We start from the raw sequence: 21,127 nt of genomic DNA, 5'->3' as shown, positions 1-21,127 counted from the left end.
CTCAGAACAAATCCCAAACCGGATTGGCGCCAGCCGGCATCGCCGCCAACCGGCCCAATTCCAGGTACTGGTTACCCGGCGCATGAAAATCCGAGCCTTGCGAAGCATACAACTGATGTTTGAGCGCAAAGCCGTAACTTAAGCGAATGTCGTCGATACTGGCCCTGCCGGTCACCACCTCGATCCCCTGCCCGCCTGCGGCCTTGAACTGGCTCAGGGCCTTGTCCAACCATTTCGTGCTGAGCTTGTAACGTAAGGGATGCGCCAGCACCGCCACCCCGCCGGCCTGCCTGATCCAAGCCACACATTCGGCCAGCGGCGCCCAAGCAGTCGGCACGTAGCCGGGTTTGCCTTTACTCAAATAACGGTCGAAAGCGTCCTGCTGAGTCTCGACATAACCGTGCTTGAGCAGGAAATCAGCGAAATGCAGCCGGGTGATTTCGCCGTTGCCGGCCGCGGCGCGTAGTTCCGGATAAGCGTCCGGAATGCCTTTCTTGACCAACTTTTGGGCGATTTTTTGCGCCCGCTCCTCGCGCGTGATCTGCTGCCGCCCAATTCCTTCCAACAACTGGCCGTTAGTCGGATCGATATTCAGACCGACGATATGCAGGCAATGGCTCTCAAAGCCGGCCGACAATTCGATACCTTGAATCAGCCGCATGCCGCAATCCTGTGCCGCTTGGCGGGCTTCGGCCAAACCGGCCACGGTATCGTGGTCGGTCAGTGCCAGGACGTCGACGCCCTGTCGTTTGGCACGGCCGACCAGTTCGGCCGGCGGCAAGGCCCCGTCCGACGCGGTCGAATGGCAATGTAAGTCGTAAATCGGATCGCTCATTGGTAGTCGCCGTAAAGTTTGGCGTATAAGCCGTTCTGCTGAATCAGCACTTCGTGCTTGCCTTGCTCGCAAATTTGGCCCTGTTCGAACACGTAGACGTGGTCGGCCTGTTTCACCGCGCTCAAACGATGGGCGATGATGATGGTGGTGCGTCCTGCCAAAAAGCCGTTTAAGGCCTGGTGCAGCTTGTACTCGGTTTCGCTGTCCAATGCCGAGGTGGCTTCGTCCAGAATCACGACCGCCGGTTGGCTGACGATCATCCGCGCGATCGCCATGCGCTGGCGTTGGCCGCCGGATAAACGCATGCCTTGGCGGCCGACCACCGTATCCAATCCGGCCGGCAAGTCTTTAACGACGTGTTTTAACTGCGCGATTTCCAGCGCCTGCCACAAAGCCGCGTCGGCGATATCTCGGCCCAAGGTCAGATTGGCGCGTATGGTATCGTTCAGCAGTGCCGGATGCTGCAGTACCGTCGCCACGTGTTCGCGCACCACGTCCAGCCCGATGCGGTCCAGCGGCACACCGTCGAAATAAATCATGCCGCTACCGGGCGGATAGAGCCCGATCAGGGTTTGCGCCAATGTCGATTTGCCGCCGCCGCTGGCGCCGACCAGCGCTATCTTTTCCCCGGCCCGGATCGACAAATTGATGCCGTTCAGCACCGGCTCGTCCTTGTAACTGAAATGCAAGTCCTTGACGCTGACCGAAACCGTTTTCTTGCCCTGGAACGGATTGGCCAAATGCGGATAGTAAGGCTCGCGTTCTAGTCTGGCCAGCTGATTTACCCGCGTCAAAGCCGCTTTGGCAGCATAAAACGATTGCTGAATGCTCAGGATTTCCTGGACCGGCGCCATCATGAACCACAAATAACCGAACACCGCCAACATTTCGCCGATACTGAGGTTGGAATACAGCACCATCAGCATCGCAGTGGCGCGGAAAATATCGAAACCGAACAAAAAGGTCAGGAAACTCAGCCGTACCGTCGCATCGCTTTTCCAGGCGTAGATCGTGGAATGGTTTTTCACGGCCAGCGCGCTGTTGACCAGTTGCCGACAGTAATGCTCCTCGCGGTTACTGGCACGGATCTGATGTATCGCTTCCAGCGTTTCGCTCAAGGCCTGCTGGAAGATTGCGTAAGCTTTGTTTTCGTTGGCTTTCAACTCCTTGACCCGGGAGCCGACCGCCTTGGCCAGGTAAATTACCAAGGGGTTAAGGAAGATGATGAACAGGCCCAATTGCCAATGCATCCATAACAAGATCAGTGCAGTACCGAATACCGTCAACACCGCGACCAGCAACTTGCTGATCGTGGAGCCGATGAAGTTGTCCAGAGTATCCAGATCGGTCACCATGTGCGAACTGACGGTACCGCTGCCCAGGCTTTCGTATTCCGACATCGAGATACGCTGCAAATGCGCTACCAGGCTGGCCCGGATTCGAAACACCACATCCTTGGCGATGTTAGAAAACTGTCGGGTCTGACTGATATTCAAGGCCAATGCGAATAGTCGCAACAACAAGCTCGCCAACAAAATCGCGCCGATATAGACCACAGGCGTACGCCATTCCGCCGGCAACCAGGGATTAAGCGTCGCCAACACGACACCGGGATGGTGTAACAGTACTTCATCTACCAGCAAAGGCATCAACAGCGGCACCGGCACGCTGGCCACTGTCGCCAGGATCGCCATCATATGTCCGGCCAACAATTGCTTTTTGTGTTGGAGAGCAATACCGTAAATGTAACGCCAGGAGTATTCAGTGTGGCTTGCAGCTTGATTGATTTTCAACGTCTGTAAACGAATTCTATTGAGTTTAGCCATTATAATGGTCCGATGGCCGCGGCAAAACAGCTTGCCGGGCCGAATGGTCCGATTATCGGGGAAGTGCCATGTCGTTAATCCAAAATCTGATGCTCGCTGCAATCGTCAGCCTATTGCCGGCGTGGGCGACGGCCGGAGATTCCGAAATCGGCGATCTGCGCCAACGTTTTCTGCAGGCGGAACAAGCTATCGCAGCGCACCGCGAATCCGACTACCGTCAGCTCGCCGCCACTTTGAAAACTTACCCGTTGTATCCGTATTTGCAATACCAATGGTTGAAAAGCCGTTTGTCCGCCGACGATGAGATACGCGCGTTCCTGACAGAAAACGGGTCCAGCCGCTATGCCGGCTTGCTCAAGCCGAAATGGTTGGCTTACCTTGGCGAACAAAAACGTTGGCCGGACTTTTTAAGATATTACCAAGCCAGCGACGACAGTGCTTTGCAATGTTACGCCGGCCTGGCCTACGTCGAAACCGGCCAAACACCTGAGGCGTTTGTTCTCGCCCGCGCACTTTGGCTGAGCGGTAAATCGCAACCGAACAACTGTGACGGCCTGTTCGCGGCCTACCAAGCATCGCCTTACTTTAATCACGATCTAGTCTGGCAACGTTTCCATGCCGCCTTGAAACGCGATAATCCGGCGCTGGCCGAGTATCTCGCCCGTTTCCTGGCCGCTGATGAACTGCCGCGGGCCGAACTTTGGTTGAAACTACATCGGCAACCGGAAGCCATACAGACCGAAACCGGTTGGCGCAATCAACCGGCAGATGCACCGGAAATGCTGGGCCATGCCGTCGAGCGTTGGCTGGAGCGCGATCCCGGAGCGGCGGCACGATATTGGGATCAGGAAAAAGCGCAGCAGCCCATCGCGCCGGATCGCGCCGCCTTTATCGAAAGACAGCTGGCCCTGGCCTTGGCATTGAAGCACGATGCCCAAGCCTATCCGCGCTTGTCGCGATTGGAAACCGACGACGAATCGAGCCGGGAATGGCGGGTGCGGGCGGCATTGAATAGCCAGGATTGGCCGAACGTGCTCACCGCCATCGCCCGCTTGAACAGCGAAGAGAAAAATCGGGACAAGTGGCGTTATTGGCAGGCGCGGGCTTTGGCGGCAGTCGGCCAAGGCGAAGCCGCTAACCGCCAATTCGTAGAGTTGGCGAAAAATCGCAGCTTTTACGGATTTATGGCCGCCGCTAAATCCGGCCAAGCGATCGACTTGGCGCACCGACCGTTACAAGTTGCCGAATCCGAGTTGCAAGCGCTAAGCAACCGAGCCGATTTTCAGGCGGCAAACGAACTGCTGGTATTGAATCGGCCGGCAGAAGCCAGGCGCCAATGGCAGTTCGCCGTTGCCAAATTGGAACCGAACCTATTGCCGGTTGCGGCTAAGCTGGCACAACGCTGGCGTGCCCCGGCTTTAGCGATCGCTACCGTCGCCAAAGCCAATCATTGGGACGATGTCGAGCTGCGCTTTCCGCTGGAATACAGTCGGGAAATCGGGCAAATCGCGCAGGAAAGGCAGTTGGATCCCGCCATCATATACGGTTTGATTCGTCAGGAAAGCGCCTTCGACAGTCAGGCCGATTCGCCCGCCGGCGCCAAAGGTTTGATGCAAGTGATGCCGCAAACCGGCCGGCAAATCGCTGCCGATCTGCACGACAGTTGGGGGGACGACGACAGTCTGTTTCGTCCGGAATTAAACCTGAAGTACGGCGCATTTTATTTCAAGAAACTGTTGCACCAATTCGGCGGCCACTACGCTTTAGCTGCCGCGGCCTACAACGCCGGCGCCAACAAAATCAAACGTTGGCTGCCCGGAAGCCAAGCGCTACCGGCCGATATCTGGATCGAAAACATACCGTACAAAGAAACCCGCGGCTACGTCGCGTCGGTCCTGATGTACGCTTTGATTTACCAGCAACGCTTGCAACGCGACTCATTGAAGCTTGACGACTTGCTGCGCGAGGTGATGCCGGGATAAAAATTGAGCTGATTTTTTAAGCCGATTATTGGATAATGGTGGATGTTTTTGAACCCACGAATCAGGTAATTATTGGATGGAGAAGCAGAACAGTTTCACGCGCGAAGAGTTGTTGATGTCCGGCCGGGGCGAGCTTTACGGTCCGGAAAACGCGCAGTTACCGCTTCCCAATATGCTGATGATGGACCGCATCGTCCATATTTCCGATGAAGGCGGTAAATACGGCAAGGGCGAGATTATTGCCGAACTGGATATCAATCCCGACTTGTGGTTTTTTGCCTGCCATTTTCAGGGAGATCCGGTCATGCCCGGCTGTCTGGGGCTGGATGCCATGTGGCAATTGATCGGTTTTTACTTGTGCTGGCTCGGCGGTCCCGGCAAAGGCCGAGCTCTGGGTTGCGGCGAGGTGAAATTCACCGGCCAGGTGCTGCCGACCGCTAAAAAAGTCACCTATAAAATCGACTTGAAGCGCGTGATCATGCGCAAACTGGTGATGGGTATCGCCGATGCAGTCATGGAAGTAGACGGCAAACAAATCTACGAAGCCACCGATTTACGGGTCGGCTTATTTACTTCCACTCAGGATTTCTAAGGAAACCAACATGAGACGCGCGGTTGTAACAGGCTTGGGGATCGTTTCCAGCATCGGTAATAACCGGAACGAAGTCGTCGCTTCGCTACGGAGCGGCCGTTCCGGCATCGTGCACGCCCCGGTTTACCAGGAACTGGGCTTCAGAAGCCACGTCCACGGCCCGGTTAACATCGATCTGGACGAAGCGATAGACCGCAAGATCAAACGTTTCATGGGCGACGGTGCCGCCTTCAATTACTTGGCAATGGAACAGGCCATTGCCGATTCCGGCCTGGACGAAAGCGATATTTCCAATATCCGCACTGGCTTGGTAATGGGGTCCGGCGGGCCGTCGACCTCCAATCTGGTCGATTCCGCCGACATTCTGCGCTCCAAAGGCGTCAAGAAAGTCGGGCCGTATATGGTGACGCGGGCCATGTCCAGCACCAACACCGCCTGCCTGGCCACACCGTTCAAAATCAAGGGCGTCAACTATTCGATCAGTTCGGCTTGCGCGACCAGCGCCCACTGTATCGGCCACGCCCAGGAACTGATCCAACTCGGCAAGCAGGATATCGTATTTGCCGGCGGCGGCGAAGAACTGCACTGGACCATGTCGGTCATGTTCGACGCCATGGGCGCCTTGTCGTCCAAATATAACGACAGCCCTGACACCGCGTCTCGCCCTTACGACGAGACCCGCGACGGTTTCGTGATCTCCGGTGGCGGCGGCGTTTTGGTGATCGAGGAGCTTGAGCACGCCAAAGCCCGCGGCGCCAAAATCTATGCCGAGCTGGTCGGCTACGGCGCCACCTCGGACGGTTACGACATGGTGCAACCCTCCGGTGAAGGCGCGGTACGTTGCATGCAAATGGCGCTGGCGACCGTAAACGATCCGATCGACTACATCAACGCCCACGGCACCAGTACGCCGGTCGGCGATACCCGCGAATTGGAAGCGATGCGCGCGGTATTCGGCGCCGATGCGGTGCCCAGAGTCAGCTCGACCAAATCCCTGACCGGCCACGCCCTCGGTGCTGCCGGCGTCAACGAAGCGATTTATTCGCTGCTGATGATGGAAGAAAACTTCTTGAGCGCGTCGGCCAACATCAGCCAACTCGACCCCGGTGCCGCCGGCATCCCCATCGTCCGCGAATATCAGGACAACGTGACCTTGAATACGGTGATGTCAAACAGCTTCGGTTTCGGCGGCACCAACGCCACGCTGATCTTCCAACGTTACAACGGTTAACTGCCAAGCGGCCTGCACCTTTAGTGGGCCGCCTCTCTTCCCACCATGTCCGATCCCAGCCAAAAATCCCGTACCCAGTTCAACAAACTGCAAAAGCGCCTGAGGCGCAGCGTCGGCGAGGCGATCGCCGATTACAATATGATCGAACCCGACGACAAGGTCATGGTCTGCCTGTCCGGCGGTAAAGACTCCTATACGATGCTGGACATTCTGCTGAATTTGCAGAAAACCGCGCCGGTGAATTTCGAAATCATCGCCGTCAATTTGGACCAGAAACAGCCCGGCTTTCCCGAACACGTGTTGCCGGAATACCTGACATCGATCGGCGTACCGTTCCACATCATCGAACACGATACTTACAGCATCGTCAAACGCATCATTCCGGAAGGCCAGACCACCTGCAGCCTGTGCTCGCGGCTACGGCGCGGCACGCTGTACGGCTTTGCCAGGGAACACAAAATCACCAAAATCGCGTTGGGCCACCACCGCGACGACATCATCGAGACCTTTTTTCTGAACCTGTTCTACGCCGGCAAACTGAAAGCAATGCCGCCGAAACTGCTCAGCGACGATAAACAGAATATCGTGATTCGGCCGCTGGCCTATTGCCGCGAAAAGGACATCAACCGCTTTGCTGCCTTCAAGCAGTTTCCGATTATTCCCTGCAATCTGTGCGGATCGCAGGAGAATTTGCAACGCAAGGCGATGAAGCAGATGTTGAACGCTTGGGACAAACAATTCCCCGGCCGGATCGAAACCATCTTCGCCGGTCTGCAAAACATCGCCCCGTCGCAAATGCTCGATACCGGCTTGTTCGACTTTGCCGGCTTGCGCCGCGATCCGAATTCAACCCTGGCCCGCGTCGTCTCCGACGAGCCGGGACTGGACATACTCGAACGCTAAACAGGGAACGGAAATATGGCTCAAACCATCCTAGTGACGGGCGGTACCGGCTACATCGGTAGCCATACCTGTGTGGAATTGCTGAATAACGGTTTCGATATCGTTATCGTCGACAATCTCAGCAACAGTAAAGTCGAGGCGCTCCGCCGCATCGAAACCATCACCGGCAAGGCGCCGGTGTTTTACCAAGCCGATATTACCGACGCCGCGGCCCTTGGCCGCATCTTCCACAACCACAGTGTCGACGCCGTCGTCCATTTTGCCGGCTTGAAAGCGGTCGGCGAATCCTGTCAGCAACCGCTCAGCTACTACCGCAACAACATTTACGGCACCCAGGTCTTGCTGGAAACGATGGCGGCAGCCGGCGTCAAACGGCTGGTGTTCAGCTCGTCGGCGACCGTTTACGGCGACCCGCACACGGTGCCTATTTTGGAGAGTTTTCCGCTGCAAGCGACCAATCCCTACGGCCGCACCAAACTGTTCATCGAGGAAATTCTGCGCGATGCCAGCGCGGCGGATGGCTTGAACCAAACAACCGCCCCCTGGCAAACCGCCATCCTGCGTTACTTCAACCCGATTGGCGCCCACAGTAGCGGCCTGATCGGCGAGGACCCGAACGGCATCCCGAATAATCTGATGCCCTACTTGTCGCAGGTTGCGATCGGCAAATTGCCGATGCTGTCGATATTCGGCGACGACTATCCCACCGTGGACGGCACCGGCGTGAGGGATTACATCCACGTGGTCGATCTGGCCCAAGGCCACATTAAAGCCTTGCAATACCTGCTGAGCCAGCCGGCAGACGCCCCGGTCTGCGATGCCGTCAATCTGGGCACGGGTAACGGTTACAGCGTCTTGCAGATGGTCAACACCTTTAGCCAGGTCACCGGACAGGACGTACCATATAAAATCGCGCCGCGCCGGGCCGGCGACGTCGCCGCCTGCTATGCCGATCCGAGTCTGGCCGCACAGAAACTGGGTTGGACAGCCGAACGCGATTTAACCCAAATGATCGCCGATACTTGGCGTTGGCAAAGCCAGAATCCGAACGGCTACCACTAAGCCGCATCCATCCTTAGCACCAGACCGCCGTTTTCGACCCGGTTGCGGCCGTTGCGCTTGGCCTCGTAGAGCGCGGCATCGGCGGTCTGGATCAATTGCAACGCAATCTCGGCTACCGGCTTTTTCAGGGCGAAAGCCGGTTGGTAAGTAGCGGCACCCAGCGAAATCGTCACCGGTATGGTTTGCTCGGCAAAGGTGATCCGCAAATCGGCGATACTGCCGCGAATCCGCTCAGCAATCTCGACCGTATGTTTGTTATCGCTTTGCGATAACAGCGCCACGAACTCCTCGCCGCCGTATCGGGCTAACACATCGTTGTTACGCAATTGTTTTTTGATCACCGTCGCCACGGCAGCCAACACGTGATCGCCGGCCTGATGGCCATAGCCGTCATTGATGCGCTTAAAATAATCGATATCCATAAACAGACAGGATAGCGGATCACGAGTACGTTGACTGCGGTCGAGTTCTTCTTCGATCCGCTGCTCCAAAAACCGCCGGTTATTGACGCCGGTTAACGGATCGATCAGGCTGGTGCGGCGTATGGTCTCCACGTTCAGGTTGTTTTCCAGGCAGATGCTGATCACCGACGCAATGTGCTCGATGAAATCCGTAGCCATGCCCTGCACAAAACGGTCGCTACGGTAACTACCTAAATTCAAGGAACCGAGGTATTTATCGCGGCGCACCAAGGGGGCGATCACAACCGATGCCGGCTTTTTAGGCTGCGCTGCCGGAAAGAAACGCTCGCAGTCGTGATCGCGGTAACTGCCAAGCACAGGCTGCTTGCTGCCGATAAAGCCGGTATGCAGCGGCGTCTCCTGATTCAGTAACAGCAAGCCCTCGCGCCGCCGGTAATCGTAATGGTCACTGTCCAAATAGGCCGCGATTTCGTTCTTCGGATCGACCAACCACAAATTGACGACATCCAGACCGAACAGAATTTTGGTTTCGGCCAAAATGAATTCAATCATCTCCGCCAAAGTATTCATCGCCAATAGCCGCATTTCAAAGCTTTGCAGGCGTTTCAACGTCAGGCTGTTATGCTGCACGCGACTTAACATGCCGTCTAAATGACTCTCCAGTACGCGCAGTTCTGTAGTGATATCGTCTTCCAATGTCGGCCTCATCGGCATTTTCAAGCGCTTAAGACTAGCAGTTTTCGTAAAAAATGTACGCCGCGACAGCAATGGCAATTGCCTCGAAATGAACGCCGCACGGACTATCGTCGACTTGCCGTTACCGGCCCAACAGCGTTTTCTTGGCCTGGTTGATTTGTGCGGCCAAATAATCCGATCCGCCCCGATCGGGATGCATGCGGGATATCAAAATGCGATGAGCGTTGACAATTTCGGCCTCGGTGGCGCCGGGCTGCAAACCGAGAATTTGCAACGCCTGCTCCCGGGTCATATCCGTTGCGGAATTAGGCCGCGAATGGTCTTGGCCGGTATCCGGCCTATCCTGGAACAGCCGCCAGACTCTGTGCAACTGCGGCGCATAATTTAGGATGAACGGAATTGCTCTGAGCATAAACGCCAACAGTACGCCTATCAGAGCCACCAAACCGTTCAACCTTCCAGTCAACAACAGCGCAGCCACTATGCAAACCGCCGAAACCCAAAGAATACGACGGAATTGACGCCTAGCTGCCTGCGACGGCGTTGTGATGTACCAGCGATAGGCTAAAACGCCAATTATCAGCACCAAAACTATTCCGATCCTTACCATTCTCGACGGGTCCTTTCTTAACACCGGTTTGCATAATAACTTAGAATACCTCGGCTTGGATTAACGACGTTTTTTCTAATGACCCATTTTGCACCCCCGGTTTTGGGCTTTGCGGCCTACAGCGGCACCGGCAAAACCACGCTGTTGACCAAATTGATTCCGTTGCTGAAGGCAAAGTCGCTACAAATCGGCCTGATCAAACACAGCCACCATGATTTCGAAATCGACAAACCCGGTAAAGATAGCTACGAGCTGCGCAAATCCGGTGCAAATCCGGTGCTGCTGGTTTCGAAATACCGCCGAGCCATCGTCGAGGAACTCCCGCAAGATGAGGTAAAGCTGACTGACCAACTGGCCGCATTATCCGGTGTCGAGCTGGATCTGATTTTGGTCGAGGGATTCCGACACGAGGCGTTTCCGAAAATTGAACTGCACCGGCCAACGCTGGGCAAACCCTTACTCCAACCGAGCGACCCTTGGATCATCGCCGTAGCCAGCGACTCGCCGCTAGCGACGCCGCCGGATTGCCCTTGGTTGGATCTGAACGACACCGATTCCATAGCCGACTTTATTCTGTACCAATTTTTGAGCCGCTCTCTGTGAACGATATCTGCTTCCCCCCCCAAAACACCCTCCTGTCCGCCGAGCAAGCGCTGTCGCGGATTCAACAAACCCTTGCCCCGATTGCCACCATAGAGTCGGTCGAGTTGAGTAGCGCATTGGGCCGAATCCTGGCCACGGACGTGTTTGCTTCAATCGACATGCCGCCGCAGCCGAATGCGGCGATGGACGGCTACGCCTTTGCCGCCGCCGGACTCTGCGGAGACGCCGAATTCAGCCTGCGCGTAGTCGGCACTGCCTGGGCCGGCAAACCTTTTACCGGTTCGCTGGCTCATGGCGAGTGCGTGCGCATATTTACCGGTGCGGTGGTGCCGGAAACGGCCGACAGCGTCGTTGCCCAAGAACAAACGCGTGTCGAAGCGGACCGCGTCTACTTTGCCGCGCCGTGTTTGTTTCAAAAAAACATTCGATCAGCCGGCAGCGATTTTAAGCGCCAAGAGAGGCTGATCGCGGCGCCGAAAAAGCTCAGTCCGCGCGACATTAGTTTGCTGGCGGCGGCTGGCATCAGTACCGTCGAAGTCAAAAGCCGTTTGCGAATCGGTTATTTTTCCACCGGCGACGAGCTGGCGCCGCTCGGTTCTGCATTGGCTATCGGCCAAATCTACGATAGTAACCGCTATTTGCTGGCGGCCTTGCTCGAAGACCCAAACTTCATGGCGAACGATTTGGGGGTGGTAAAAGACGATCCGGCCGCCTTGGAAGCCATGCTGGTTCAAGCCGCGGCGCAACACGACGCGCTGATTTCGACCGGCGGCGCGTCGGTAGGCGACGCCGACTACGTCAAACAGATTCTGGAGAAATGCGGGCAAGTGCATTTTTGGAAACTCGCGATCAAACCCGGCAAGCCCTTGGCATTCGGCAAGATAAGCGACTGCTGGTTTTTCGGTCTGCCCGGCAATCCGATAGCGGTGCTGGTCACTTATAACAAATTCGTAAAACCCGGTCTTGATCGGCTTCTCGGCGCCAGCCCCGCCAAGACGCTGCAGATAAGCGCCCGTAGCGACAGCGATCTGCGAAAAGTGCCGGGCCGCAGCGAATACCAACGCGGCGTGCTGCGGCAATTGGACAACGGCGAATTCGCGGTGACGGCCGCCGGCACCCAAGACTCGCATCAACTTAAGGTGGCCAGCGTGGCCAACTGTTTTATCGTGCTGTCCGCCGAATGCGATGGCGTTAAACGCGGCGACTGGGTGTTGGTGGAACCGTTCTCGCTCGAGTTGTGATGGCGAAGCCGAACGCGAATATCCGCAATCCGGCTCGCCGCAGCCCAGCTTAAGCGTTCGCCGTGGCCAATTCGCCTAGATAGCCGTGTTTGCGGGCCAGATAGTCGTCGACGAAGGCTTGCATCGGTTCGGCTTCGTAATCGCGCAGGCCGCTGACGGCCAACTTCTTGAATCCGGAACCAACCACTTCGCCATTCGCTTGGATTTGAAAATGCAAATAAGCGGTAGCCCGCTTACCGTTGACTTCCATTGTCGGCTCCAGCATTTCCAGCTTGGGCTTGGCAAAATCCAGGCGGCTCAAATTCAAGGTCATGCTCTCGTATATGACCAACGGCCGGTCTATGTTGAACATCACCTGTTCCTTGGCCAATAACGGCACCAACACGTACGGGAAGTTCTGCCCGGAAAACGCCACATAATCCCGAATCAGAGTTTCAATTAGCTCCGGATCGCGGGTCAGGCTGCCGGAACGCTGGATTTGCAGGTAAGTTTTACCCTGATTGTCGGTAACATCGATCTGTTCCGCATCGGTGTCGGGAAAGTTAAGCAGCACCCCGTGGCCGACCATTCCGGAAAACGTGAAATGCATATTGCTGCTCAAACCGTATTTTTCCAACACCAGGGAAAACAGCAAATCGCCCGGTACGCAAAAACGCTTGGCATCTTCATCGTGCAGCGGATTGAAGTCGTGCGCGACTTCTTTGGCGAACATACTGGCTTGGGCAGCGCTAATCGCGACACAGCCATCCTGAATTGCATAGAATTCTTTTAAAAACATAGATTTATTATTTATTAATAACGAGGAACCGAAGAGTCGCAGACTAGCGACCAAGCATCGATACCGCCGCGTAAATTGATCAAACGTTCAAAGCCGGCATGTTGCAGATAATTACACGCTTGTTGGCTACGCATGCCATGGTGGCAAATTGCCACGATATCCCGGTCGGTCGGTATCTCGTCCAGCCGTTGCGGGATTTGCTGCAATGGAATCAATACGCTACCGGCAATTTTGGCATAGGCAAACTCGTGCGGCTCGCGCACGTCGAGCAACAGCGGCGGCGCTTCTTCCTGCAAACGCTGGCGAAGTTGTTCGGGCGTATATTGGCTTATCGGCATATGAATCGTTCCAGTCTGGTGAGAGCGGCGGCCATTCTATCGATTGAGGCGGTATATGCAAACCGAATATGGCGATTGGCCAGATGTTCGCCGAAATCTTTGCCGGGGGTTACGGCTACGCCCTCGGTTTCCAATAGACCTCTGGCAAAATCGAAACTGTCGCTGCAAAACTCACTGCAATCGGCGTAAATGTAAAAAGCCCCTTGCGGTTTACAGGCAATTTTAAACCCCAAACCCAGCAGGTTATCGTAAAGAAAGTCGCGCCGCGCCGCAAACTCGTCGCGCCGTCGGCGCAATTCGTCCATGTTTTCCGGGCTGAAGGACGCCAGCGCCGCATATTGCGAGTGAGTTGGCGTGGCGATGAAAATATTTTGCGCCAACTTTTCCACCGCGTCGATGAAATCCTCCGGCACTATCAGCCAGCCCACCCGCCAGCCGGTCATTCCGAAAAACTTGGAAAAACTGTTGATGACAAAGACTTCGTCGCTAAACTGCAAGGCGGTTTCAGCGGCAGCACCGTATACCAAGCCATGATAAATCTCATCGGAATAAAAACATCCGTCCAACGCCCTGACTTCCGCCACCGCAGCTTGCAAATCGGCATGACTGATCAGGGTGCCGGTAGGATTGGACGGCGACGCGATCAGCGCACCTTTGCATTGCGGCTGCCAGTGGCGCTGAATCAGCTCAGCGTTCAACTGGTAGCCGGTTTCGGCTCCGACCGGCACGAAATGCGTGCTTGCGTCGAACAGCCTGACAAAATTATCGTTGCACGGATAACAGGGATCGGCCATCAGCAGTTTATCGCCAGGATTCAGGCTGGTGGCAAATGCCAACAGGAAAGCGCCGGACGCTCCGGGCGTTATGAATACCCGGCGCGGGTCCAGATCGACGCCGTACTGGGTACGGTAAAAATCGGCCACTGCAGCGCGCAATTCGGGCAAGCCGGCTGCAGCGGTGTATTTGACTTCGCCTTTGCTGAGAAAACGGTTACCGGCCTCCAGCACCAACGGCGGGCTGGCAAAATCCGGTTCGCCGATTTCCATGTGAATGATATCCCGGCCCTGCCGCTCCAGTTCCTTGGCGCGCTGTAATAATTCCATCACATAAAACGAACTGATACCGCGCATCCTGTCGGCGACGTGCTGTTTCATAATCCAGTATCCGGGTAGAGGTAAAGCTTTGGCATGATAACAAACTTCTTGCTTGCCCCCGGCTATTCTGATAAAAAGCCCCGATTTTTTAGACCGCCAGGAGTCATTGGATGAACAATTCTAACCCTGCAGCAGCGGAATTTACTTTTAAGCCTTATGAGGAAAAAGAAGGCGAAGAGTACATGAACGAAGCGCAGTTAAAACACTTTTCCGCCATCTTGAACAAATGGAAATCCGAACTGATGATGGAGGTGGACCGGACGGTTCACCACATGCAGGACGAAGCGGCAAACTTTCCGGATCCTAACGATCGCGCCACGCAAGAATCCGAATTCAGTCTTGAACTGCGCACTCGCGACCGCGAGCGCAAATTGATCAAAAAAATCGATGAAGCGCTGAAAGAAATCGAGTCCGGCAATTACGGCTACTGCGAAACCTGCGGTATCGAAATCGGCATCCGCCGCCTCGAAGCCAGACCGACCGCAACCTTGTGCATCGATTGCAAGACATTGGACGAAATCAGGGAAAAGCAATTAGGCTAGAACCAGCCCCACCTCTCTCCTATATCGGCCGGTTTGCGCCCTCGCCTACCGGCCCGCTTCATCTTGGCTCCCTTTACACCGCGCTGGCCAGCTATCTCGATGCCCGCCACCAAAACGGCTTATGGCTGCTGCGTATCGACGACGCCGACACTCCGCGCAACATGCCCGGTGCGGCGGAGCGGATTTTAGATTGTCTGGCGGCATTCGGGCTGCATTGGGACAAAGAGGCCGATTATCAAAGCCGGCATTTAAGCCAATATCAACACGCGCTGGCCGAATTGCGGCAGCAAGATGCGGTGTATCCCTGTAGTTGTAGCCGGAGTTCGTTAGCCGCGGCCGGGCCGATTTACCCCGGCCACTGTCGGTTAAGGCCGCAGCAAACCGACCATCCGGCGGCATTGCGAGTCAAAGCAATGCCGGTATGCGTCGAATTTTGCGACGGTTTGCAAGGCGCTATCCGCGAGAATATCGCTGAGCAACACGGCGACTTTGTCGTGCTGCGCAAGGACGGCATCGTCGCCTACCAGTTGGCTGTCGTGGTGGACGACCAGCGCCAAGCTATCACGCACATCGTCCGCGGCTGCGACTTACTCGAGTCCACACCGAAACAAATATACTTGCAAAAACTGCTCGGCTTCCCGGAACCGAACTACCTGCATGTGCCGGTCATCGTCGATCGTGCCGGGCAAAAACTCAGCAAACAAACCCGAGCCGAAGCAGTGACCGCAACATCGCCGCGCCAAACCTTGTTCATGCTGTTAAGCTTACTCGGCCAAAATCCGCCGCCAACGCTGAAACAGGCCGAAATTCCGGCGATATTAGACTGGGCCGTTGCTCACTGGTCGCCGGAGCCGTTACGCGGCGTCCGCAGCGTCCGCCTGGACTCGCCGCCCAGTAACCAGACTTAGCACAAGGAGTAAAACATGTCAGATCAAAAAACCTATCCGGTACCCCCCGAAGTCGCGGCCAACGCGCATATCGATGCAGCGGCATACCAGCAGCTATATCGGCAATCGGTCGAACAACCGGAAGTTTTTTGGGCAGAACAAGCCGAGCGGTTTCTGGACTGGCAAACACCTTGGCACACAGTGCTGCAATACGACTACCCCAAAGGCGAGATTGCATGGTTCGTCGGCGGCAAATTGAATGTCACCGTCAACTGTCTGGACCGCCACCTGCCGCACCGCGCCGACCAGATCGCGATTATTTGGGAAGGCGACGATCCGGCCGACAGCCGCACGCTGACTTATCGAGAGCTGCACGAACAGGTATGTAAGTTTGCCAATGTCCTGAAAAGTCACGGCGTCGGCAAGGGCGACCGAGTCTGCATCTACTTGCCGATGATCGCGGAAGCGGCGGTGGTGATTCTGGCTTGTGCCAGGATCGGCGCGGTCCATTCCATCGTCTTCGGCGGCTTTTCGGCCGATGCCTTGCGCGATCGGGTGATCGACGCCGATTGCCGGATACTGATCTGCGCTGACGAAAGTTTCCGTGGCGGCAAAATCGTCCATTCCAAGCTGAATGTCGACAAAGCTGCGGATCAGTGCCCGAATTTGAGTAAAGTCATCGTCATCAAACATACCGGCCACGACATTCCCTGGCACGATCAGCGCGATATCTGTTACTACACCGAGATGGCAACCGCTGCCGCCACTTGCCCGGCGGAAATGATGGACGCGGAAGACCCGTTGTTCATCCTCTATACGTCCGGCTCGACCGGCCAACCGAAGGGCGTGTTGCACAGCACCGGCGGTTACTTGCTGTATGCGGCAATGACCCACAAATACGTGTTCGATTACCAGGAAGGCGAAGTCTATTGGTGTACTGCCGATATCGGCTGGATCACCGGCCATTCCTACGTGCTTTACGGGCCGTTGTGCAACGGCGCCACCACGTTGATGTTCGAAGGCGTACCGACCCATCCGCATCCGGACCGGTTTTGGCAAGTCATCGACAAACACCGGGTCAATATCTTTTACACGGCACCGACCGCGATCCGGGCGCTGATGGCGCAGGGCGACGAATTCGTCAACCGTACCCAACGCACTTCGTTGCGTATTCTGGGCAGCGTCGGCGAACCGATCAACCCGGAAGCCTGGGAATGGTATTACCACGTAGTCGGCAACAAGCGCTGTCCGTTGGTCGATACTTGGTGGCAAACCGAAACCGGCGGCATCCTGATCACGCCGCTGCCCGGCGCCACAACCTTGAAGCCGGGCTCGGCCACTTTGCCCTTTTTCGGCGTACAGCCGGCCATTCTCGACCAGGACGGTCATGAACTGGAAGGAGAAGCCGAAGGCATTCTGGTGTTGACTCAGCCCTGGCCGGGCCAGGCGCGGACGGTCTATGGCGATCACCAACGTTTCGTCGATACCTACTTCAGCAAATTCCCCGGCTATTATTTTGCCGGCGACGGCGCCCGCCGCGACCAGGATGGCTACTACTGGATCACCGGTCGCATCGACGACGTATTGAACGTCTGCGGCCACCGCTTGGGAACTGCCGAAATCGAAAGCGCCCTGGTGCTGCACGATCTGGTGGCCGAAGCGGCCGTGGTCGGGTTTCCGCATCCGATCAAAGGCCAGGGCATCTATGCCTACGTCACTTTAAACGTCGGCGTCGAAGGCAGCAGCAGCCTGAAAGGCGAGTTGAAAGATTTGGTCAGAGAGGAAATCAGTGCCATCGCCCTGCCCGATCTGATTCAGTGGGCGCCCAGCCTGCCGAAGACTCGCTCCGGTAAAATCATGCGCCGGATTTTGCGCAAGATTGCCGCTAACGAATTTCACGATTTGGGCGACACCTCGACCCTGGCCGATCCGTCGGTGGTAGAGCAATTGATCGCCAACCGCTTGAAACTGCCTTAAGTTGAATATCCGCCTCGGTCTGGCCTATATCGGCGTGGTGTTGATCTGGACCACGACGCCGCTGGCCATCCAATGGAGCAGCGTAGGCGCCGGCTTCGTATTCGCGGCCACGGCGCGGATGAGCATCGGCCTGAGTTGCCTGTTATTGCTGTGCTTGGTGGCGCGTCGCCGGATACCGCTGCGCCGGCCGGCCTTGACCAGCTACTTCGCCGTGGCGGTACAACTCTACGGCAGCATGTTGGTGACCTATTGGTCCGCTCGATTCGTCCCCTCCGGCTGGATATCAGTGATATTCGGCCTCAGCCCATTCATGACCGCATTCATGGCCGCTGCCTACTTGAAAGAACGCAGCCTGGGTTGGGGCAAGCTGTTCGCTTACAGCCTGGGCGTTTGCGGCCTGCTGGTCATGTTCAATTCGGCGCTGGAATTGAACGAGCAAGCAATAACCGGTCTGATCGGGGTGTTGATCGCCACCTTTATCCACGCCGCCAGCGCGGTCTGGGTCAAACAAATCGATGCCGGTCTTGGGGCGTTGCCGTTGGTCACCGGCGGCTTATCGATCGCGGTTCCGCTGTACCTGGCGACCTGGTATGGCATGGAAGGTTTGGCATTCCCGCAAAACATCGAGCCGAAGGCGCTGTATTCGATTATTTACCTTGGGGTCATCGCCACCACGCTGGGTTTTGCGCTGTATTACTTCGTGCTGAACAACATGCCGGCCACCAACGTGGCGATGATGAATCTGCTGACGCCGGTCATGTCGTTGTTTTTGGGTTACAGCGTGAATCAAGAACCGATCACGCCGACCACGCTGGCCGGCACGGCGCTGATTATGCTGGCGCTATTGATTTACGAAACCGTAAACCGACGGCAAGCCCGGAACGGCGGCGGTTAGCCGTTCCGGACGCTACAATCAGATTTTAGCGGCGCGCTGTTTCAGGTATTGGCCGAACTCTTGGTTGATTTCCTGGTGCAGCAAGCCGTATTCGACGTTGGCTAACAGGAAACCGAATTTGGAACCGCAGTCGTAACGGTTACCTTCGAATTCGTAAGACAGGACTTGTTCGTCTTTCATCAACGCTGCGATCGCGTCGGTCAATTGAATTTCGCCGCCGGCGCCGCGGCCGGTGCTCTCGATTTTCTCGAAGATCGCCGGGGTCAGAATATAGCGACCGACAACGGCGATGTTGGAAGGCGCTACTTCCGGCTTCGGTTTTTCGACAATCGAGCTGAGCTTACCCACCCGCGGCGCGGTTTCGCTGTGTTCCACGATGCCGTATTTATGAGTTTCGGTCGGATCGACCCGCTCTACCCCCAGGATGCTGCTTTGCTCTTTTTCGAACAGATCCACCATTTGCTTCAGACAGCCGCGGCTGCCGTCTTCGATCAGATCGTCCGGCAAAATCACCGCGAACGGCTCGTTACCGACCACCGGTTTGGCGCAATGTACGGCGTGACCCAGACCCAAGGCTTCGGCCTGGCGCACGAACACGCAGGACACGTGCGGCGGCAGCAAGTCGCGCAACATGTTCAGCAAGCCGGTCTTGCCGCTTTTCTCCAGCTCTTTTTCCAACTCGTAAGACTTGTCGAAATGGTTGGCGATCGACTCCTTGTTACGGCCGATGACGAACACCATGGTGTCGATGCCGGCCGCGACCGCTTCCTCAACCGCATATTGGATCAGCGGTTTATCCACGATCGGCAGCATTTCCTTGGCGACAGCCTTGGTGGCAGGCAAGGAACGGGTTCCAAGCCCGGCGGCTGGAAAAACGACTTTAGTGATTTTCTGACTCATAGTGACTCTTTTCAGGTTTCAGTTTGGTTTTGACGGATAAATGATGTGTGCCTAACCTTATGGCACTCTTAGTGAATTAAACACTGTCGCCGGGCTATTTTAGGCGATAATGATTATTTATTTTTACCCGTCCGCACGAGATATAGCAATGACAAGAACGTTATGCACGCTTTTGGTGGCGTTAATCCCGGTTAAGTTGGCTTTCAGCCAGGATTTGCTGGAGACCTTCCAATTGGCAAAAGCCAACGATCCCGATTTCAAAAGTTCGGATATCAACAAACTGGCGACGGCCGAAATCAAATCGCAAAGCATTGCACAGATGTTGCCTAAGCTCTCGTTCAACGCCAACAGCAGCCGTAATCGGCTGGAAAGTACCAGCTTCCTGGGTACCACCTTGCAGCATTATTGGGATAGCAAGTTGGGCTTCAACTTAACACAACCGGTCTTTCACTGGGAACATTGGGTGCAATTGGACCAGGCCGATAACAAAATCGCCCAGGCCGAAGCCCAATTTCAGGCCAAATACCAGAACTTGATGCGACGCACCGCGGAAGCTTATTTCAACATTCTGGCGGCGCAAGACAATCTGGAATTTGCCGTCGCCGAGAAAAAAGCCATCGAAAAGCAGTTAGAACAAGCCAAGCAACGGTTCGACGTCGGCATCATCGCTATCACCGACGTTTACGAAGCTCAAGCCGGCTACGATCGGGCGCTGGCCAGCGAAATCGAAGCGCAAAACCTGCTCGACAACAGCAAGGAAGCGCTACGGGAGATCGTCGGCGACAACGCTGCCGATTTGGAGGGTCTGCAGCCGGAAATTCCGCTGTCGCCACCGGCGCCGGAGGATTTGTCGTCCTGGGCCAATTCCGCCGAGAACAATAATTTTTCGATCGTCGCTCAAATCAACCAGACTGAATACATCAGAAAGAACATCGATTTACAGGAATCCAAGCACATGCCGACCCTGGATATCGTCGCTCAATACAACGAAATGGATACCGGCAACCAATACGGCCTGCGCGGCGACAGTCAAAGCTTCGGGCTGCAATTGAATCTGCCGCTGTACGAAGGCGGCGGCGTCTCGTCGCGGGTGCGCCAAGCCGAGCACGAGTACCAAGCGGCCAAGGAAGACCTGACCAAGGTCAAGCGCAGCGTCAACCGCGGCGTCAAGGACGCCTTTCGCGGCGTGGTTTCCAGCGTCAGCCGGGTCAAGGCGCTAGATGCCACCAGCAAATCGGCCGACATGGCGGTACAAGCCGCCGAAGCCGGCTTCGAAGTCGGCACCCGGACCATGGTCGACGTGTTGACCGAGCAACGCAATCTGTACAAAGCCAAAAGCGATTACGCCAGAAGCCGTTACGACTACCTCATCAATGGCATCAAATTGAAGGAAGCGGCCGGCAGTTTGAGTGAAGTGGATTTGGAAGTGGTCAACCAATATCTGCGCCATGCGGCCGGCGCGGAAAAATCAGGTTCCCGTTGAGCCACCGCATCAGCCGGGCCGCAGCGGCTGGATGCACATTTAGCCGAATAAAGCCAAAGCTTTCTTGACCGTGGACCAGACGCCCCAGGCCAGCGGCAGCAATACGTAAAGCCAAAACAAGGCCACGAGCAGCGGACTGGTAGGTTGGTGATTTTGCGGATTGTTCATAA

General features: G+C 56.0%; 21 protein-coding genes. 12 read left to right on the top strand and 9 right to left on the bottom strand.

All coding sequences use genetic code 11. The features are described from left to right. Position 1: 1 nt before the first annotated feature. The gene (locus PL263_RS04845; protein ID WP_278211939.1) at positions 2-835 is read right to left on the bottom strand and encodes a PHP domain-containing protein; all 834 of its coding nucleotides are present in this window, start codon (positions 833-835) and stop codon (positions 2-4) included. Continuing rightward, positions 832-2,661: an ABC transporter ATP-binding protein gene (locus PL263_RS04840; RefSeq protein ID WP_278211938.1), complete on the bottom strand. Its 1,830-nt coding sequence runs from the start codon at positions 2,659-2,661 to the stop codon at positions 832-834. The genes PL263_RS04845 and PL263_RS04840 overlap by 4 nt, the downstream gene beginning before the upstream one ends. 68 nt (positions 2,662-2,729) lie before the next feature. Between PL263_RS04840 and PL263_RS04835 the strand changes: the two genes are divergently transcribed. The 5 genes from PL263_RS04835 to galE all read left to right on the top strand — a co-directional run bounded on the left by PL263_RS04835 (position 2,730) and on the right by galE (position 8,431). Then, the gene (locus PL263_RS04835) at positions 2,730-4,643 is read left to right on the top strand and encodes a transglycosylase SLT domain-containing protein (RefSeq protein ID WP_278211937.1); all 1,914 of its coding nucleotides are present in this window, start codon (positions 2,730-2,732) and stop codon (positions 4,641-4,643) included. A 76-nt stretch (positions 4,644-4,719) separates the two neighbouring features. Then, positions 4,720-5,235, top strand: a complete 516-nt coding sequence (fabA, locus tag PL263_RS04830) for a 3-hydroxyacyl-[acyl-carrier-protein] dehydratase FabA (RefSeq protein ID WP_140911277.1) — start codon at positions 4,720-4,722, stop codon at positions 5,233-5,235. Positions 5,236-5,245: 10 nt separating this feature from the next. Further along, complete coding sequence (gene fabB / locus PL263_RS04825; RefSeq protein WP_278211936.1) at positions 5,246-6,466, top strand: beta-ketoacyl-ACP synthase I; 1,221 nt, start codon at positions 5,246-5,248, stop codon at positions 6,464-6,466. Between the two features lie 45 nt (positions 6,467-6,511). Then, positions 6,512-7,369: a tRNA 2-thiocytidine(32) synthetase TtcA gene (gene ttcA / locus PL263_RS04820; RefSeq protein ID WP_140911275.1), complete on the top strand. Its 858-nt coding sequence runs from the start codon at positions 6,512-6,514 to the stop codon at positions 7,367-7,369. 15 nt (positions 7,370-7,384) lie between these two features. Further along, on the top strand, positions 7,385-8,431 hold the full coding sequence (galE, locus tag PL263_RS04815; protein WP_278211932.1) for a UDP-glucose 4-epimerase GalE: 1,047 nt from the start codon (positions 7,385-7,387) through the stop codon (positions 8,429-8,431). On the opposite strand, the gene PL263_RS04810 is transcribed toward galE, so the two are convergent. Next, positions 8,428-9,561 carry a sensor domain-containing diguanylate cyclase gene (locus tag PL263_RS04810; protein ID WP_278211930.1) on the bottom strand — a complete coding sequence of 378 codons (1,134 nt, stop codon included), beginning with the start codon at positions 9,559-9,561 and terminating at the stop codon, positions 8,428-8,430. The two genes, galE and PL263_RS04810, sit on opposite strands and share 4 nt — an antisense overlap. Before the next feature lie 109 nt (positions 9,562-9,670). Then, positions 9,671-10,030, bottom strand: a complete 360-nt coding sequence (locus PL263_RS04805) for a molecular chaperone DnaJ (protein WP_278211929.1) — start codon at positions 10,028-10,030, stop codon at positions 9,671-9,673. Positions 10,031-10,237: 207 nt separating this feature from the next. Between PL263_RS04805 and mobB the strand changes: the two genes are divergently transcribed. Next, positions 10,238-10,762 carry a molybdopterin-guanine dinucleotide biosynthesis protein B gene (gene mobB, locus PL263_RS04800; protein WP_278211927.1) on the top strand — a complete coding sequence of 175 codons (525 nt, stop codon included), beginning with the start codon at positions 10,238-10,240 and terminating at the stop codon, positions 10,760-10,762. Next, a complete protein-coding gene (gene glp, locus PL263_RS04795; RefSeq protein WP_278211926.1) occupies positions 10,759-12,003 on the top strand; it encodes a gephyrin-like molybdotransferase Glp in 1,245 nt (414 codons plus the stop codon). Before mobB ends, glp begins: the two co-directional genes overlap by 4 nt. A 49-nt stretch (positions 12,004-12,052) precedes the next feature. On the opposite strand, the gene PL263_RS04790 is transcribed toward glp, so the two are convergent. Genes PL263_RS04790 through PL263_RS04780 form a run of 3 tightly spaced genes read right to left on the bottom strand, consistent with a single transcriptional unit; the run spans position 12,053 to position 14,273 of the window. Continuing rightward, the gene (locus PL263_RS04790; protein ID WP_140911269.1) at positions 12,053-12,781 is read right to left on the bottom strand and encodes a DUF3581 domain-containing protein; all 729 of its coding nucleotides are present in this window, start codon (positions 12,779-12,781) and stop codon (positions 12,053-12,055) included. Between the two features lie 14 nt (positions 12,782-12,795). Further along, positions 12,796-13,119, bottom strand: coding sequence for a rhodanese-like domain-containing protein (locus tag PL263_RS04785; protein ID WP_140911268.1), 324 nt, complete (start codon positions 13,117-13,119; stop codon positions 12,796-12,798). After that, the gene (locus PL263_RS04780; RefSeq protein WP_278211925.1) at positions 13,110-14,273 is read right to left on the bottom strand and encodes a pyridoxal phosphate-dependent aminotransferase; all 1,164 of its coding nucleotides are present in this window, start codon (positions 14,271-14,273) and stop codon (positions 13,110-13,112) included. Before PL263_RS04780 ends, PL263_RS04785 begins: the two co-directional genes overlap by 10 nt. A gap of 110 nt (positions 14,274-14,383) precedes the next feature. Between PL263_RS04780 and dksA the strand changes: the two genes are divergently transcribed. From dksA to PL263_RS04760, 4 genes are read left to right on the top strand one after another with little or no spacing between them, the layout of a single operon-like run. Continuing rightward, a complete protein-coding gene (gene dksA, locus PL263_RS04775; protein WP_054761421.1) occupies positions 14,384-14,815 on the top strand; it encodes an RNA polymerase-binding protein DksA in 432 nt (143 codons plus the stop codon). Next, positions 14,764-15,723: a tRNA glutamyl-Q(34) synthetase GluQRS gene (gene gluQRS, locus PL263_RS04770; protein ID WP_347568934.1), complete on the top strand. Its 960-nt coding sequence runs from the start codon at positions 14,764-14,766 to the stop codon at positions 15,721-15,723. The genes dksA and gluQRS overlap by 52 nt, the downstream gene beginning before the upstream one ends. A gap of 15 nt (positions 15,724-15,738) precedes the next feature. Beyond that, positions 15,739-17,679 (top strand): acetate--CoA ligase, encoded by a 1,941-nt coding sequence (acs, locus tag PL263_RS04765; RefSeq protein ID WP_278211924.1) that lies wholly within the window; start codon positions 15,739-15,741, stop codon positions 17,677-17,679. Position 17,680: 1 nt separating this feature from the next. Beyond that, positions 17,681-18,574, top strand: a complete 894-nt coding sequence (locus PL263_RS04760; protein WP_278211923.1) for a DMT family transporter — start codon at positions 17,681-17,683, stop codon at positions 18,572-18,574. 18 nt (positions 18,575-18,592) lie between these two features. Here the strand turns inward: PL263_RS04760 and galU are convergent, their stop codons facing one another. Then, positions 18,593-19,474 carry a UTP--glucose-1-phosphate uridylyltransferase GalU gene (gene galU, locus PL263_RS04755; RefSeq protein ID WP_278211922.1) on the bottom strand — a complete coding sequence of 294 codons (882 nt, stop codon included), beginning with the start codon at positions 19,472-19,474 and terminating at the stop codon, positions 18,593-18,595. 148 nt (positions 19,475-19,622) lie between these two features. Between galU and PL263_RS04750 the strand changes: the two genes are divergently transcribed. Then, positions 19,623-20,957, top strand: coding sequence for a TolC family outer membrane protein (locus PL263_RS04750; protein WP_140911263.1), 1,335 nt, complete (start codon positions 19,623-19,625; stop codon positions 20,955-20,957). A 39-nt stretch (positions 20,958-20,996) separates the two neighbouring features. Here the strand turns inward: PL263_RS04750 and PL263_RS04745 are convergent, their stop codons facing one another. After that, on the bottom strand, positions 20,997-21,125 hold the full coding sequence (locus PL263_RS04745) for a hypothetical protein (RefSeq protein ID WP_278211919.1): 129 nt from the start codon (positions 21,123-21,125) through the stop codon (positions 20,997-20,999). Between the last annotated feature and the right edge of the window lie 2 nt (positions 21,126-21,127).

This window comes from Methylomonas sp. EFPC3 (genome assembly GCF_029643245.1).
GTDB lineage: Bacteria > Pseudomonadota > Gammaproteobacteria > Methylococcales > Methylomonadaceae > Methylomonas > Methylomonas koyamae_B.
This window is presented reverse-complemented; position numbering and strand designations above follow the sequence as displayed.